Origin of the sequence: Bacillus toyonensis BCT-7112 (genome assembly GCF_000496285.1) — a bacterium.
Taxonomy (GTDB): Bacteria; Bacillota; Bacilli; order Bacillales; family Bacillaceae_G; genus Bacillus_A; species Bacillus_A toyonensis.
The window spans coordinates 3,101,497-3,118,186 of record NC_022781.1; the positions used below are offsets into that span (position 1 = coordinate 3,101,497).

The following is a 16,690-nucleotide window of genomic DNA, read 5'->3' on the forward strand; positions in this document are numbered from 1 at the left end:
GTCTTACCTATCACATAAAAAGCCTGCTTTGTATACATTAAGATGTATGAATGTATTTTTTATATTTTAAAAATAAATAGGAGGAGAAGTGTATGTGTCTGTTCAGAAAATATTGGCATAAATTATCCCGACTGTTTAATAGACAATTAGGTTATTTTTTAGATGACAAGTTACTGCCTGCTGTGGAACGACTTTTATTTTCGCAAAATTTTGCGAGATTTATTCAAAGAAATTCTAAGCAAGCTACAGAAGAATTTATTAAATCAAGTCAATTTCAATCGATTATTTGTAACATTTTAAAAGAATGTAATACATCACCGTTTAAAGAAATTGCAAAGCAATATTTAGGTAAAAATGTCGAAATTACTGTGACGGTTGGGCAGTTAACAGGTGTTATTGTAGCAGTTGGCGACGATTTCTTAATACTGCAAGAAGGAATAGGAACTGAAGTTTTATTACCATTTACAAGTATTATATCAATTAAAGAAGTGTAAGAAAGGAGAGTTATATATGTTATTTACTGATGAACTGCGTAACCATGTTGGTGAGTTAGTGCAAGTTGTGACAGCTGTAGAAATTGTTGCAGGCATTCTTTTATCTGTGACAGACGGGGCAGTAAGTGTTCGTACTTCTCCTTCCTATGGACCACCGGAAGATGTAATTGTGCGTACTCCTATTATTGCCTATGTTCGCTTGGAAGGGTAAGCGTGATACAAGTATGAGAGTATCAGTTGTTATTCCGGCGCATAATGAAGCAAGTACGTTATCTCAAGTTTTAGTAGAAGTGGAGAAGCTGAAGCCGTATGAAATTATCGTAGTAGATAATGGATCGACAGATGGGACGAAAGAAATAGCAATACAACATCATTGTCATGTGATTTATTATAAACATTCTCTTGGCAATGATGTGGGACGGGCAATTGGAGCAAGAGAAGCAAAAGGTGAAATTGTCTTGTTTTTAGATGGTGACATCGTTATTGAGAGTAAAGAGTTACAATGTTTCGTGAAAGGGATTCGGCAGGGGCACCAAATTGTTGTGAATAATTTAACATGGTCGGTTTATTTAAAGATGAGACCACATTATACGACAGTTGGAAAATTCATGCTGAATCGCTATTTGAATAAAAAGGAGCTTGTTGTTGGATCTTTAATCGCAATTCCACATGCGATGAGTAGGGAAGTTATTGAGAAACTTGGGTGGTGGAATTTAGCAGATCCAGCATTATTTCAAGCGATGGCGATGTCTAGAGGAGTAGATATTGTCGATGTGGCTTCGGTCGATGTAATTCATACAAATAAGGTTCGTCCTGTGCATACGGGAATATCACCTGGTTCTCCTTATCCGAAAGCGACTAGTCGTATTATGGGTGATCATTTACGTGCTTTGCAATATGTAATTGAAATATATGGTAAACGCGGTGGTTTTTCGGAGGGAAACAGAGATAGAGAGTTTATAGGGAAATATAAACCAGCTGTATTAAAGAAGGAAAAAGCGAAATATAGTGCGATTATACCAGTGTCAGAAGAAAAGATGACTATAAAATCTGTTATACAAGAAGTGAAAAAAGCAGGAGTAGATGAAATTATTGTTGTTGCGAATGGAGCGGATATCGAGACTATTAAACAGGCACAGCTAGAGAATGTTATTGTTGTTGAATTCGGGGAGGCGCTTGGACATAATGTAGCGCGAGCGATAGGAGCCATGCATGCTACAGCTGATATTTGTTTATTTGTTGATGGTGATTTTGCTATTCCGGCAAAAAAACTAACTCCCTTTTTGCATGCTATTGAAGATGGGAGTGATATGGCATTAAATGATTTGCAATGTTTATTAGATATGTTTCATCCCGCGGATCCAATTAGTATGGGAAAATACTTTGTAAATTTAGTAGCGAAACGACCAGATTTATGGAATAACTCACTAACGGCAGTGCCACATGCTATGCATAAGAAGGTAATAGATAAAATTGGATATGACTCTCTCATTATCCCGCCATTAGCTCAAATGAAAGCTATTTTGGAGGGATTCTCTATTACAGCAGTACAATTTGTAGATGTTATAAAAACAAATCGAGTACGCCCAGAGCAACATGGATTTGTTAATGGACGTATTCCAGCATTTGACCGTATTTTCGGTGATCAACTTGAGGCGATTGCTTATCTATTACAATATACAGACGAACGCGGGAGTTTTACAGATGGAGAACGGGATAGAGATATTATTCAACAATTGAGAAAGGAAGAAAAGAATACAGATGAATGCTAGTAGTAAAGTAGCTATTATTGGATTAGGGTATGTTGGTCTTCCTTTAGCGGTCCATTTCGCAGAAAGAGGATATACAGTACTTGGACTAGATAAAGATACTAGGAAAATAGAATCGATTATAAAAGGAGAAAGTTATATTCCAGATGTTTCTTCTAAAGAGTTACAAAGTTTATTAACTAAAAAAAGCTTACTAGTAAATACACCAGATAAAGGTGTTACTGAGTTCCAAAAGAGTGATTATGTTATTGTTACTGTCCCGACTCCAATTAATGAGCAAAGAGAACCGGATTTAAGTGCTCTCATTTCAGCTTCGCATTATATACAACAAAACCTTCAAAAAGGACAAACCTTCATTTTTGAAAGCTCCACATATCCAGGTACACTTGAGGAAGTTATCATTCCTATTATTTCTCAAACTGGTAAAAAGGTAGGAGTGGATTATTATATTGGTTATTCACCGGAGAGAATTGATCCGGCAAATAGTCAATATTCAGTTCAATCGATTCCAAAGGTTATTAGTGGACAAACAGAACAATGTAAACAAAAGGTACAGGATTTGTATAGCACTATCTTCGATGTAGTTGTTCCTGTTAGTTCTCCAAAAGTAGCGGAGATGTGTAAGCTATTTGAAAATATTCAGCGCTTAGTTAACATTTCGTTAGTAAATGAGTTAAATATGCTATGTGAAAGTTTGAATATTAATTTTTATGAGGCGCTTGAAGCTGCATCTACAAAACCGTTTGGATTTACTCCGTATTGGCCAGGACCAGGAATAGGAGGACATTGTATTCCTGTAGATCCTTTATATTTTCAATGGAGAATAAAGAAAAATGGGGCTATTAGTCAATTAATTGAGGCGGCACATGTAATTAATGAAGAAATGCCAGAGAAAATAGTCGGAAAGGTAAAAGGCATGGTGCAATCACCCGCAACGGTTTTAATTGTAGGGATTGCGTATAAGAAAGATGTAAATGATTTGAGAGAATCACCAGCATTGCCAATTATTCAATTACTAATAAAAGAAGGATACGAGATAGAATACCATGATCCATATATTTCTTCTGCGGAAATTGGAGATAGGGTGTATCAATCTGTTTCCTTGGATGAACAAAAGGTTAAACAAGCAGATTGTATATTAATTTTAACTGATCACTCTAATATCGATTGGGAGCTTTTTAAAAGAATAAAGCGAGTAATCGATACACGTGGAATTATAAAGAAGGTGAGTGCATGAGTAAGAAATGTTTAATTACAGGTGGAGCAGGATTTATTGGATCACATCTAGCTGAAGAATTAGTGAAAAGAGGTTATGGAGTCACAATTGTGGATAACTTCTATAAAGGGAAAAATAAATATCATAATGAGTTAATGAAAGAGATTCCAGTTATTCCAATCAGTGTTTTAGACAAAAAGGCAATCGATGAATTAGTAAATCAACACGATGTAGTATTCCATTTGGCAGCAATATTAGGTGTTAAAACGACAATGGAAAAAAGTATAGAACTCATTGAAACAAATTTTGATGGAACGAGAAACATTTTACAAGCAGCATTAAAAGGCAAGAAAAAAGTAGTCTTTGCGTCTACTTCAGAAGTATATGGTAAGGGCAAGCCACCTTTCTCTGAAGAAGGAGATCGATTATACGGGGCAACTTCTAAAATACGCTGGAGTTATGCAGTTTGTAAAACGTTAGAAGAGACATTATGTTTAGGATACGCATTAGAAGGTTTGCCGGTAACGATTGTTCGTTATTTTAATATTTATGGTCCAAGAGCGAAAGATGGTCCGTATGCAGGGGTAATCCCACGATTTATCCGGGCGGCTTTGCAAGGTGAAGACATTCTCGTATATGGCGATGGAAAGCAGACACGTTGCTTTACGTACGTAAGTGATGCAGTAGAGGCAACGATTCGAGCAATGGATGAGAATGTAAATGGTGAGATTATTAATATAGGTTCTGAGAATGAAAAAAATATTAAAGAAGTAGCAGAAGTAATCAAAAAACTAACAAATTCTTCTTCAAAAATTGTACAAGTTCCTTTTGAAAAAGTATATCCACATGGTTTTGAGGAAATTCCAAATAGAAGACCAGACGTAACAAAATTAAGAGAACTTGTTCAATTTCAAGCGACAATAACGTGGGAACAAGGATTGAAAGAAACTATTAAATGGTTTCGTGAAGAAAACAATGGCTAAGTCATTATCGGTTATTATTCCCGTATGTAATGAAGTGGATACGATTTCAGACGTGATTCAATCGGTAAAGCCATTCAATCCAGTAGAGATTATTGTAGTAGCTAATGGTTGCAATGATGGTACAGAAGGGGTTGCTGAGAGTTTAGGATGTAGAGTAATTCAGAATAAAGAGTCACTTGGTAACGACGTTGGCCGCGCAGTTGGTGCAAAACATGCGATAGGTGATGTATTACTGTTTATAGATGGAGATTTCGCTATTCAAACTTCAAAATTGCAATTATTTCTTAATCCGATTTTACATGATCAGGCTGACATCGTTTTAAATAATTTGGATGCATTATTTTTAAAAAACAAAAACCACATTCCGTTACAGTATGGCGCCAAATATTAAATGCAATGTTAGAGCGCGAAGAATTAAAAATTGATTCTTTATTATCTGTACCTCATGCGTTGACGAAAGAAGTCGTTCAAAGTATTGGATATGAATGTTTTGTTAATCCTATTGTAGCTCATTTACGCTTAGCACAAAGTAAGTGGAAAATTAGTCGTCATTGTGCAATTGACGTCATTACGCCGAATAAATTTCGGCCACTCGAGCATGCAGCATATGGCACAGATCTTGCACAAGCTGAAAAACGAATGATAGGTGACCATATAGAAGCTGTAGCGGAGCGGATAATAGGCAGCGATGAGCGTGGAGGATATTATGATGGAAATCGGAAAAGAGAGAGTGTCTATCATACTTTAAATTTTGAAGATTTTTATCAAGGATGGGGCGTTACATCTAATTTGTATAAAGGAAAGCAATTATCGGTAATTATTCCTGTACAAGATGAAGAGAAAACAATTGGAAACGTTATAGAGGAGCTTCGTAAAATTGAACCTTTTGAAATCATCGTTGTTGTAAATGGTTCGTCAGATAAAACGGCAACAATTGCAAAAGAAAAAGGAGCAACAACAATTATATATAAAGAAGCACTCGGAAACGATGTGGGGCGTTCGCTTGGAACTTATTTTGCAAAAGGAGAAATTGTGTTATTTATAGACGGTGATTTTGTTATTCCAGCTAGTGAGCTATATCCTTTTGCAAAAGCTATTGCAGATGGGCAAGATGTCGCATTAAATGATCTAAATCATTATTTAGATTTAAGAGTACCACTTCATCTCGTAACTGCATTTAAATATGCGTTAAATTTAGCTTGTGATAGAAAAGATTTAGGAGTAGGCTCTCTTATTGCCGTACCTAATGCATTTAGTAAGACGTGTTTGAAAGCAATAGGATATAGATCTTTACTGTCACCTTGTGTAGCGCAAGTGAAAGCTGTTCTTTCAGGATTCGAAATTGCATGTGTCAGTCGTGTTGAGGTCGATAAAATGAACCGTATTCGTCCCAGTGAACATTTTGCAAAAATAGGACATCCTCCAGCTGTACTTCGAATTATTGGTGATCATATGGAAGGATTAGAGCAATTAATTGCATTAAAGGGCAGTCGGGGTGGATTCTATGATGGAAATAGAAAAAGAGATGTTTTATAGGTAACAAAAAAAGTGTACAACATATGTACACTTTTTTGTTCCGTTATAAAAACTATAACAGATTAGGAGATAAGAGTATTACAGCTCTACAATGGGTATTGTTCTTATATTACAAAATAGGACTCGTATATAAGGATACCAAAAAAATACAATTAAAGAAAGGGTTAATTATAAAGACTTTTGAGCGAAGTTAACACTATGCATACAGTAGTTTGCTCAACATTTCACAAACATGTCACAACTATTTCGTTCACTTTCGCAAAAAAGTAGTATTCTAAGTGTGTAAGCTGTTATATAAAAAATCTTATTCCTGTACTAATCAAAAATGGAGGAGATTAGGATGACTCAAATATTAGAAAATGTAAAAAACGCATGGGAAAACTTTAAAGGTGAAAAATGGAAAGCAGAGATTGATGTTCGCGATTTCATTTTAAATAATGTAAACGTTTTCGAAGGGGACGAATCTTTCTTAGCGGGAGCAACTGAAGCAACGAAAACACTTTGGGATCAAGTAATGGATTTAACAACAAAAGAACGTGAAAACGGTGGCGTTCTTGATATGGATACAAAAATTGTTTCTTCTATTACATCACATGAACCAGGATATTTAAATAAAGATATTGAAAAAGTAGTCGGTTTCCAAACTGATAAGCCATTTAAACGTTCATTACAACCATATGGTGGTATTCGTATGGCGGAACAAGCTTGTGAATCTTATGGATACGAAATGGATAAAGAACTTAGTAAGATTTTCAGAGACTGGCGTAAAACTCATAATCAAGGTGTATTTGATGCATATACACCAGAAATGAAAGCGGCTCGTAAATCAGGTGTTATTACTGGTCTTCCAGATGCATATGGACGTGGACGTATTATCGGTGATTACCGCCGAGTAGCGCTATATGGTATAGATCATTTAATTGAAGCGAAAAAAGCTGATTTTAATTTAACTGGTGGTGTAATGAGCGAAGAGACGATGCGTTTACGCGAAGAGTTATCTGAGCAAATGCGTGCACTTCAAGAATTAAAACAAATGGCTTCTTCTCATGGTTTTGATATTTCTAAACCAGCAACAAATACACAAGAAGCTTTCCAATGGTTATACTTCGCATATCTTGCAGCGATTAAAGAGCAAAACGGAGCTGCAATGAGTCTTGGACGTACTTCTACATTCTTAGATATTTACATTGAAAGAGATTTAGAAAATGGTACTTTAACAGAAGAAGAAGTACAAGAAATCGTGGATCACTTCATTATGAAATTACGTCTTGTGAAATTCGCAAGAACACCTGATTATAATGAATTATTCTCTGGTGACCCAACTTGGGTAACTGAATCTATCGGTGGTATGGCTTTAGATGGTCGTCCATTAGTAACAAAGAACTCATTCCGTTTCTTGCATACATTAGATAATTTAGGACCAGCTCCAGAACCAAACTTAACAGTTCTTTGGTCTAAACAATTACCAGAGAACTTTAAAAACTACTGTGCAAAAATGTCTATTAAAACATCAGCAATTCAATATGAAAATGATGACATTATGCGTGATGACTACGGTGATGACTACGGTATTGCTTGTTGTGTATCTGCAATGAGAATCGGTAAGCAAATGCAGTTCTTCGGCGCACGTGCAAACTTAGCGAAAGCATTACTATATGCGATTAACGGCGGTAAAGATGAAAAATCTAAAGCTCAAGTTGGCCCTGAGTACGCACAAATTACTTCTGAAGTATTAGATTATGAAGAAGTTATGCATAAGTTTGATATGACAATGGAATGGTTAGCAGGTCTATATTTAAATACATTAAACGTTATCCACTATATGCACGATAAATATAGCTACGAGCGTATTGAAATGGCGCTTCATGATACAAATGTTCTTCGTACAATGGCGACAGGTATCGCAGGATTGTCTGTAGTAGCAGACTCATTAAGTGCAATTAAATACGGAAAAGTAAAACCAATTCGTGATGAAAATGGTATTGCAGTTGACTTTGAAATTGAAGGTGATTTCCCTAAATATGGTAACAATGATGATCGTGTAGATGAAATCGCAGTAAATCTTGTGAAAACATTTATGAATAAACTTCGTAAGCATAAAACATACAGAAATTCTGTTCATACAATGTCAATCTTAACAATTACATCTAACGTCGTATACGGTAAGAAAACTGGTAATACTCCAGATGGCCGTCGTACTGGAGAACCATTTGCACCGGGCGCAAACCCAATGCATGGTCGTGATACAAAAGGTGCATTAGCATCACTATTATCTGTAGCTAAATTACCATATGAAGATGCACAAGATGGTATTTCCAATACATTCTCTATTATTCCAAAAGCACTTGGTAAAGAAGATGATGTACAAGTACGCAACTTAGTATCTATGCTTGATGGTTATGCAATAAAAGAAGGACATCACTTAAATATTAACGTATTTAATCGTGAAACATTAATGGATGCAATGGAGCACCCTGAAAAATATCCACAATTAACAATTCGTGTATCTGGTTACGCTGTTAACTTTATTAAATTAACTCGTGAACAACAAATTGATGTAATTAACCGTACAATGCATGAAAGCATGTAAGTGAAAAAAGTGTCCCTCCGCTTTTAATATGTAGTGGAGGGAGGCTGTTTCAATAAAGGAGGAAGTAACATGGTAAAAGGAAGAATACATTCTGTAGAGTCTTGTGGTACTGTTGATGGCCCAGGGATTCGTTATGTCATATTTACACAAGGGTGTTTATTACGTTGTCAATATTGCCATAATGCTGATACGTGGGAGATCGGTAAAGGAAAAGAAATAACAGTTGAAGAAGTAATGCAGGATGTGACATGTTACCTTCCATTTATTGAAGCTTCTGGAGGCGGTATAACAGTTAGTGGTGGAGAACCATTATTACAGTTAGATTTCTTAATTGAATTATTTAAGAAATGTAAGGAAGTTGGAATTCATACAACAATTGATTCTTCTGGAGGTTGTTATTCTGAAGAGCCAGAATTCCAGCAAAAGTTGGATAAATTAATGGATTATACAGATTTAGTTTTATTGGATTTGAAACATATTGATTCAAAGAAACATCGTAAATTAACAGGGAAATCAAATGAACATATTTTACAATTTGCTCGTTATTTATCGGATAAGAATAAACCGATTTGGGTACGACATGTATTAGTTCCAGGTGTTACTGATAATGAAGAGGATCTGCAAAAATTATCTAGCTTTATTCAAAGTCTGTCTAATGTTCAGAAAGTTGAAGTGCTACCATATCATAAGCTTGGTGTATATAAATGGGAGGCGCTTGGGCATAAATATCCACTCGCAAATGTAGAACCACCTACGGAAAAAAATGTAGAACAAGCGAGACATATTTTAAAAGCAGTCTAATCCAAATATTGGATTAGACTTTTTGCTTTCTTTACAATAAAACCTAGAGTATATATATAGAAAAGAGTATACTGAAAAAAGAATATCCATATTTTTGTAAGGAATAAGTGGAGAAATTTACATAATTGTAAAGGGAAATCAAAATAGTAAAAAGAATTAAGAAGTAAAAGAGTGAGTATCATGGAATAGAGAACATTTGTAAGTTATTGCGAAAGCTCTTATAGGAAAGTATAATGTAAAGATATGAGCACGGATAGGATTAAGGGGTCAATCTTATATGCTTTGCATATCCACGACAGGTACATAGCTAACAGGGGAATATTGGAATCCAAGTATGTAATGTTTAAGGAAAATGTTTTTCCTATTGTCGTATATGCAATATGGAGAAACAAAAAGCTAGGAGTGGATTTGTTTGATAAAAAACCCCAAGGTTTTAATTTTAACTGCACATTACGGTAATGGTCATGTGCAAGTAGCGAAAACATTAGAACAAACATTTCGCCAAAAAGGAATTGAAAATGTAATTGTATGCGACTTGTTTGGAGAATCACATCCATTTATAACTGACATTACAAAATATTTATATTTAAAAAGTTATACAATAGGAAAAGAATTATATCGTTTGTTTTATTACGGGGTAGAAAAAATTTATGATAAAAAAATAGCATCTTGGTACGCAAATTTTGGAAGGAAACGTTTGAAATCACTTTTACAAGTGGAGAAACCGGATATCGTTATTAATACCTTTCCAATCATAGCTGTACCTGAGTTGAAAAAGCAAACAGGTATTTCAATCCCTGTTTATAATGTGTTGACGGATTTTTGTGTGCATAAAATATGGATTCATCGTGAAGTAGATCGTTATTTTGTAGCAACTGATCACGTGAAAAAGGTGATGGTTGATATTGGTGTACCTGCGGAACAAATTGTTGAAACTGGAATTCCAATTCGTAATAGTTTTGAGCTAAAGATAAATCAAGACATTATATATAATAAGTATCAGTTATGTAAGAATAAAAAGATTTTACTAATTGTAGCAGGTGCTCATGGGGTACTAGGAAGTGTAAAAGAACTATGCCAGTCATTTATGGCCGTACCTAATTTACAAGTAGTTGTCGTTTGCGGAAAAAATGAAGCTTTAAAACAGGATTTATTAGGATTACAGGAACAAAATTCGGATGCTTTAAAAGTATTTGGTTATGTTGAAAACATTGATGAGTTATTCCGTGTTACTTCTTGTATGATTACGAAGCCAGGTGGTATTACATTAAGCGAAGCAGCAGCATTACAAGTACCTGTCATTTTATATAAGCCTGTCCCAGGACAAGAAAATGAAAATGCGTTGTATTTTGAAAAAAAAGGAGCTGCAGTTGTAATCCGTGATGACAGTGAGGTTTTTGCAAAAACAGAGGCGTTATTACAAGATGATATGAAGCTTCTCCAAATGAAAGAAGCAATGAAAAATATTTATCGTCCTGAACCGGCATGTCATATCGTGGATACAATTTTGGAAGAAAATCATGCAGAGCCGAATCATATACCTATGAAATCACCTGCTCTTGCAGAATCATTTACTTAATATGTAACCCTCTTTTATATGTTTAAAGAGGGTTCCTTTTATTGTAAGGATTCCTTTATCCGGCTATTTGAGGGAAGTAAGACTCCCATCTTGAAATTGGGCGAATGCGAGGACGTTAGGTGGGAGATAGCTTCCCGTAAAAGCCTTCACTTTATCCACAAAGGGATGCGCTTTCATTAGACGGTAAAGTCGGAATATTAACAACTATATCCACATTGTCCACAATTTTTAGAAAAATATCCACAATTCCAGTAGTTGATATGTGCGAAAATATATAAAAATATCAAAGTTTTTAGAAAAATATTCACAATCATATCGATGTTGTGGATAAAGTTGTCCACAACAAAAGAGTTCCCTTATGTATAAGGGAACTCTTTTAGGTTATTTCTGTCAGTCGGGAAAATTATGTAATGAAAATGAATAATTAGGGGGGAAAACTTCTAATTATTCATTTTCACTTTAAATACTTTTTGAGCGATATCCCGCTGCACGATCTGCTTTTCGAAATTCTCGTTGATATAGAACTTCTTGTGTACTAGATAATGTATTTTTCGCTTTGTCACGTTTCTTTTTATCCATTACAAATCACCTCGTGTCCTAAAGTCACTATCTATCGTTTCCAAAGACATGGGGTGATATACATATATGCCAAACGGTTAATGATTAATTATTATTTCTAAAAATTTAGATTACGCTTCTTTTAAGTGGTGGGCGTCTTGGAATGTTGTATCACGCATTGTTGCAAGTGTATATTGATCTTTTGGAATTTCATATAGATTATATACTTCTTCATTTACGTTAATTTCATCATAAACGGCTTTTCTCGTTTCGTTTGCTAGATTCACATATTGTAGTTTTTCGGCAGCTTTAATAGAACGAATATTTATTTTGCGAATACGCATAAAGATGGTTTCAATATCTAACTCATAGAAAAGTTCGCTAAAAAATGAATCTTTCGCCAATTTATTATAGCCTTTGCCATGGTATGGTTTTCCAAGCCATGTTCCAAGGAATCCAGCTTTTTCTTGCACATCAAATAAAGTAATTGTTCCGATAGGGTTACCCCATTCATCTAAAATTGTGCGTGAAATTAACTCTCCACGCTCTTCGGCTTCAATGGTTTGTTTCGTTAAAAATAAATATTCCTCATAAGAATAAGCCTTTTGACGCACAAAAGGGAAGACAGCTGGATCCACCATTAACTCGTATAGAACGTGGCTGTCGTGTAAGTCGCGTTTTTTCAACACACTAACTCCTCCTCACACGAGGGTAGCATGACGAAAAAGCACCCCACCCTCGAAATTTTTATATCAATCTTTAAAAAATTTCGGGGTGGGAATCGAACCCACTAGAACCAGTTTATAACGCTGGTGGCGCACCATTTGCCTTCCCCATTCATCAATTTGAAAATGATAATCACGACACAAATTGATTATGGTTTCATTCAGTTTATAATCGTATAATACTTTATCTAGTCAAAAAAATAAACTAGTTTTTTTATTTTTTTGTAAATTATTTTTCCGTCAATCATAGTTAGTACAGGCTTGGCTAAATAATGGAAAGGATGATGTGTCCATAACACGAGATCAGCGTCTTTTCCAACCTCAATGCTTCCAATTCTATCCTCTAAACGCAAATTTCTCGCTGGAAATATAGTGATTCCTTCCAATGCAGTTTTCTCGTCTAACCCTTCCCTTACTGCGACAGCGGCACAAACATTTAAATATTGAATTGGTGTATAAGGGTGATCAGTTGTTATAGAAACTTCTACTCCATTTTTAGATAATATATGGTAAGTATCCCATGTTTTGTTTTTTAGTTCGATTTTAGACCGGCGTGTAAGAGTGGGACCAACTGAAACTTTTAAATTGTGTTTTGAAAGCTCTTCAACAATAAAGTGTCCTTCTGTACAATGCTCAATACGTAAATCAAGATTGAATTCTGTTGCAAAGCGTAAAGCAGAACTAATATCGTCAGCACGGTGAGCGTGGATACGTACCGGTATTTCGCGGCGTAATGCTTTTAAAATAGGGAGCATTCGAAAATCAGCTTCATGCCCGTAGTGCTGTGCTTCATAGAATGATTCCCGAAGTAACCCCATAATGCCCATGCGTGTAATGGACTCTTTCGTTCCATTACTATGAACCTTTTTAGGGTTTTCTCCAAAGGCAATCTTTAAACCAGCAGGTTCTTGAATAATCATGTGATCAATACAAGTTCCAGCAGTTTTTATTACACAAGTAGTACCGCCGATAATATTTTGACTCCCAGGCATAACGTGAACAGTTGTGATCCCGTTTTGTACAGCGTCTTGAAATGCGATATCAAAAGGATGGATTCCGTCTAAAGAACGGATATGTGGTGTTGAAACTTCAGAGGTTTCGTTAGCGTCATTTCCAGCCCAACCAGTGCCTTCATCATAGAGACCAAGGTGAGTATGGACGTCAATAAATCCAGGTAAGAGATGAAGAGCTCGCGCATCTATAACGGTCATATCTTGAGTAGGCTGAATAGAAGGTTTGACCTCAGCAATTCGTTCTCCTATAACGAGTACATCACCTTGAAACTTGGGAGATGTAATAGGATACACAATGGCTTGTTTGAGCAATATTTTCATAGGTACCTCATTTCTGTTACTTTACAATATTAATGTGATTGAAGAAAAAGTAACTGAAAGGTTATTTGTGTAGTAATGCTCTGAATCCTAGAAAATGAAAGTTTTGAAAGGGAACCCCTTGTAAAACTGTGTTTTAGAAGTACTACATTGTATGCGAAAGTATATTTTGTAATGCATGGTCTATTGTCGGAAATGTGTATTGGTACCCATGTTCAATTGCTTTACTAGGTAATACATGTTGCCCTTCTAGTACAAGTATACTCATCTCACCCAATAAAGCGTGAAGCATAAATGAAGGGACAGGTAACCAATGAGGTTTTCTCATTATAGTTGCCATGGTTTCTCCAAATTCCTTCATTCTTATAGGTAACGGGGCTGTAATATTAAGAGGACCATTAATTTCTTCTTTGTGTATGATGAAATCAATCATGCGAACGACATCATCTATATGAATCCATGATAACCATTGATTTCCAGATCCAATTGTGCCTCCGATATAAAATTGATAGGGAAGTAGCATCTTTGGAAGAGCACCTCCGTCTGCACCTAATATGACTCCGAATCTTGCGTAGATTGTTCGCATTCCAAGAGAACGTGCTTTAGATGCTTCTTGTTCCCATGAATATACTGTATTTGCTAAAAAGTCATTTCCAGGAATCTCATGCTGTTCTGTAAAAGACTCAGTTTCAGACGTTCCATAGTATCCAATAGCACTTGCGTTAATAAATGTATTTGGCTTTGTACCAAGTGTTTGCAATTGTTTAATAAGTCCTTTTGTTGTTTGAATTCGACTGTTTAAAATGGATTCCTTTTGTTTCTTTGTCCACCTACTATTAATAGACTCTCCAGCTAGATTAATAACTACATCAATAGAAGAGAGGGGGAAGGTTTGTAAATCAGGTGTCCATCGTACATACTGAAGGTTAGGGTGGGAAGTTTCAGTAGTTTTGTTTCGAGTAAGAATGTAAACATTATATCCTTTTTGAATAAAAAAAGTAGAAAGGTATTTACCGATAAAGCCGGTACCACCAGAAATTGCGATTCTCACAATTATTTCCTCCTCATTATATATATTCTTGAAAAGCAAAAACGTTCCTTGACTATGTTAAAATAATAGAGAGGTGAGAGTATGGCTGTCATTACAAAAATAGAAGTGCAAAAACGATCGAAAGAGCGATTTAATATTTATATTGATAAAGGTCAAGGTGAAGAGTACGGATTTAGTGTGGATCAAGTAATCTTAATGAAACATGGATTACAAAAAGGTTTAGAAATTGATGAAATAGAGTTAGGCAATATTTTGTTCAATGAAGAGGTACAAAAAGCATATTTACAAGCAATCTCCTATTTATCCTATCAAATGAGAACGAAACAAGAAATAGAAGATTTTTTACGAAAAAAAGAAGTGGGACAGGCCATCATCTCTGAAGTCGTTTCGAAATTATTACATGACCGATATATTAATGATAAAGAGTATGCCATTTTATATACGCGAACGCAAAGTAATGTGAATCGAAAAGGTCCAACTGTTATAAAAAGAGAGCTGTTAAATAAAGGCGTTCAGGATCTAATCATTACACATAGTTTACAAGAGTATCCAAAGGAGAAGCAAATTGAAAATGCTTTGATTCTTGTAGAAAAAAGAAAAAATCTTATCAAAAGCATTCATTTTTACAAATGAAGCTAAAGTTAGATGAAATGCTTGTTCGTAAAGGATATTCTAGAGATGTGATTCAAATTTGTTTGGAAGAATTGAAAGACGAAAAAGATGACGAAAAGCAACAAGAAGCGTTACACTATCATGGAAATAAATATTATGAGAAATATAAGAAGTATGATGGATGGACATTCGAAAATAAGATGAAACAAGCGTTATATCGAAAAGGATTTTCTATTGATGAAATAGAGATATTTTTACAAATGAAAAGTGAAGAGGGATGAGGGGAATAATAAGATGAATATGCCAAAACGCTACAGTGAAATGACACCGCATGAGCTTAGAGAAGAAATTGGCGCTTTAAAGGAGCAAGCAGTAAAGGCTGAGCAACTTGGAATTGTAAATGAATTCGATGTATTAATGAGAAAGATGGCCATGGCCCGTGCTTACATGACTGATATAAACAAATTCCATATTGGTGAGACATATGAATTAGTAGAAGAACCTGGTGTATTATTTAAAATTACGTACTTCAATGGGGTATTTGCTTGGGGTTATAAGCAAAATGATAATGAAGAGATTGGGATACCAATTTCCTTGTTGCAAGAAAAATAAAAACCAGAGAGCGAATATCTCTCTGGTTTTCATCTTTGGTAGGCGTTAAAGGAGATAGGAGATTCTAAAATTGGCGTTTTTTACATTCGTTGGCCAATATAATGAGAGACTGGGTTTGTTGCGTCTGTCCGTTAACTTGCGCTTTCGCATGTTTCGGACGAGTCCACGTATGGTTAAATAATTCAGAACGACTATCTAAACGATCACGGTAGCTCATCTTTATCACCTCGTGTAGGAAGTTAATTTTTTAGGCTGTACCTGTACTACTCTTCCTGCTGATTTGCAGCACGCATACGTTCTTGTGGGTGCGTGTTAATTGTGCCGTTAGGTCGTTTCGAAGCGAAGCGTGATTTCGCTTTCGGCTGACCGTCGATTTTGCTGTTGTTTTTTGACTCAGACCAAAATTCGGCTTGTTTACCCATTGCGAACGCCCTCCTCATCATCAGTTGATACCTCTTTAAGAAGTATCACTTATAGAATGTGCAAAATAGAAGAAACTATCCTTTAGAAATGAAGGGATAAATAGGTAAAAGGAGATTAGAACATGAATGATATTTATGAAGCATTAACGAAAGAATTATTAGACAAGAATGACAAGCTTTCTTACGGACAAGCTCGTGCGTGGGTTGAATTACTTTGGGAAGATTTTCAAACAACTTATGCGAAATCAGGTCGTTATCAAGGTGAGGAAATGACTGAGCAAGTAGTAAGAACATGGATTAATAATCATGGAGCGCGTCTTCATGAAATGCGTACAAATAATCCGAAATACAGCCATTTAATTAATCAAGAAGACCATTTAAAACATTAAAAAAGCGACTAAAGTCGCTTTT

16 protein-coding genes and 3 pseudogenes are annotated in these 16,690 nt (G+C 35.4%); 13 read left to right on the forward strand and 6 right to left on the reverse strand.

Translation table 11 applies throughout. The annotated features are described in order from the left end of the window. Positions 1 to 92: 92 nt before the first annotated feature. The 10 genes and pseudogenes from BTOYO_RS15915 to BTOYO_RS15955 all read left to right on the forward strand — a co-directional run bounded on the left by BTOYO_RS15915 (position 93) and on the right by BTOYO_RS15955 (position 10,968). Positions 93 to 494: an LSm family protein gene (locus BTOYO_RS15915; protein WP_000335537.1), complete on the forward strand. Its 402-nt coding sequence runs from the start codon at positions 93 to 95 to the stop codon at positions 492 to 494. Between the two features lie 16 nt (positions 495 to 510). Further along, on the forward strand, positions 511 to 705 hold the full coding sequence (locus BTOYO_RS15920) for a hypothetical protein (RefSeq protein WP_000899471.1): 195 nt from the start codon (positions 511 to 513) through the stop codon (positions 703 to 705). A gap of 13 nt (positions 706 to 718) precedes the next feature. Next, a complete protein-coding gene (locus BTOYO_RS15925) occupies positions 719 to 2,266 on the forward strand; it encodes a glycosyltransferase family 2 protein (protein WP_002037904.1) in 1,548 nt (515 codons plus the stop codon). Then, positions 2,256 to 3,500: a nucleotide sugar dehydrogenase gene (locus BTOYO_RS15930; RefSeq protein ID WP_000994263.1), complete on the forward strand. Its 1,245-nt coding sequence runs from the start codon at positions 2,256 to 2,258 to the stop codon at positions 3,498 to 3,500. The genes BTOYO_RS15925 and BTOYO_RS15930 overlap by 11 nt, the downstream gene beginning before the upstream one ends. Next, positions 3,497 to 4,462 (forward strand): NAD-dependent epimerase/dehydratase family protein, encoded by a 966-nt coding sequence (locus BTOYO_RS15935; RefSeq protein WP_000037046.1) that lies wholly within the window; start codon positions 3,497 to 3,499, stop codon positions 4,460 to 4,462. The genes BTOYO_RS15930 and BTOYO_RS15935 overlap by 4 nt, the downstream gene beginning before the upstream one ends. Next, positions 4,455 to 5,998, forward strand: a pseudogene (locus tag BTOYO_RS15940) (glycosyltransferase family 2 protein). Before BTOYO_RS15935 ends, BTOYO_RS15940 begins: the two are co-directional and overlap by 8 nt. After that, positions 5,967 to 6,192 (forward strand): annotated as a pseudogene (locus BTOYO_RS27985) (hypothetical protein). Before BTOYO_RS15940 ends, BTOYO_RS27985 begins: the two co-directional pseudogenes overlap by 32 nt. A 146-nt stretch (positions 6,193 to 6,338) precedes the next feature. Further along, on the forward strand, positions 6,339 to 8,588 hold the full coding sequence (gene pflB / locus BTOYO_RS15945) for a formate C-acetyltransferase (protein ID WP_000192131.1): 2,250 nt from the start codon (positions 6,339 to 6,341) through the stop codon (positions 8,586 to 8,588). A 69-nt stretch (positions 8,589 to 8,657) separates the two neighbouring features. Further along, complete coding sequence (gene pflA / locus BTOYO_RS15950) at positions 8,658 to 9,389, forward strand: pyruvate formate-lyase-activating protein (RefSeq protein ID WP_000238486.1); 732 nt, start codon at positions 8,658 to 8,660, stop codon at positions 9,387 to 9,389. A 412-nt stretch (positions 9,390 to 9,801) separates the two neighbouring features. Continuing rightward, complete coding sequence (locus BTOYO_RS15955; RefSeq protein WP_000594698.1) at positions 9,802 to 10,968, forward strand: diglucosyl diacylglycerol synthase; 1,167 nt, start codon at positions 9,802 to 9,804, stop codon at positions 10,966 to 10,968. 459 nt (positions 10,969 to 11,427) lie between these two features. Here the strand turns inward: BTOYO_RS15955 and BTOYO_RS15960 are convergent, their stop codons facing one another. The 4 genes from BTOYO_RS15960 to BTOYO_RS15975 form a co-directional block, all read right to left on the reverse strand. After that, positions 11,428 to 11,547 carry a YfhE family protein gene (locus BTOYO_RS15960; protein ID WP_000358484.1) on the reverse strand — a complete coding sequence of 40 codons (120 nt, stop codon included), beginning with the start codon at positions 11,545 to 11,547 and terminating at the stop codon, positions 11,428 to 11,430. Positions 11,548 to 11,657: 110 nt separating this feature from the next. Further along, on the reverse strand, positions 11,658 to 12,215 hold the full coding sequence (locus tag BTOYO_RS15965) for a GNAT family N-acetyltransferase (RefSeq protein ID WP_000914740.1): 558 nt from the start codon (positions 12,213 to 12,215) through the stop codon (positions 11,658 to 11,660). A gap of 224 nt (positions 12,216 to 12,439) precedes the next feature. Beyond that, positions 12,440 to 13,585 (reverse strand): amidohydrolase, encoded by a 1,146-nt coding sequence (locus BTOYO_RS15970; protein ID WP_023441136.1) that lies wholly within the window; start codon positions 13,583 to 13,585, stop codon positions 12,440 to 12,442. A 142-nt stretch (positions 13,586 to 13,727) separates the two neighbouring features. Next, a complete protein-coding gene (locus tag BTOYO_RS15975) occupies positions 13,728 to 14,633 on the reverse strand; it encodes a TIGR01777 family oxidoreductase (protein WP_001216944.1) in 906 nt (301 codons plus the stop codon). Positions 14,634 to 14,714: 81 nt separating this feature from the next. Between BTOYO_RS15975 and recX the strand changes: the two are divergent. Continuing rightward, positions 14,715 to 15,526, forward strand: a pseudogene (recX, locus tag BTOYO_RS15980) (recombination regulator RecX). Between the two features lie 13 nt (positions 15,527 to 15,539). Beyond that, positions 15,540 to 15,857: a YfhH family protein gene (locus BTOYO_RS15985; RefSeq protein ID WP_001057020.1), complete on the forward strand. Its 318-nt coding sequence runs from the start codon at positions 15,540 to 15,542 to the stop codon at positions 15,855 to 15,857. Between the two features lie 64 nt (positions 15,858 to 15,921). Here the strand turns inward: BTOYO_RS15985 and BTOYO_RS15990 are convergent, their stop codons facing one another. Further along, positions 15,922 to 16,074, reverse strand: a complete 153-nt coding sequence (locus tag BTOYO_RS15990; protein ID WP_000122093.1) for a YpzG family protein — start codon at positions 16,072 to 16,074, stop codon at positions 15,922 to 15,924. 46 nt (positions 16,075 to 16,120) lie between these two features. Beyond that, positions 16,121 to 16,279, reverse strand: coding sequence for a small, acid-soluble spore protein K (locus BTOYO_RS15995; protein WP_000517891.1), 159 nt, complete (start codon positions 16,277 to 16,279; stop codon positions 16,121 to 16,123). Positions 16,280 to 16,401: 122 nt separating this feature from the next. Here BTOYO_RS15995 and BTOYO_RS16000 point away from each other — a divergent pair, with 122 nt between their 5' ends. Next, positions 16,402 to 16,668, forward strand: a complete 267-nt coding sequence (locus BTOYO_RS16000) for a YfhJ family protein (RefSeq protein ID WP_000998161.1) — start codon at positions 16,402 to 16,404, stop codon at positions 16,666 to 16,668. Positions 16,669 to 16,690 lie beyond the last annotated feature (22 nt).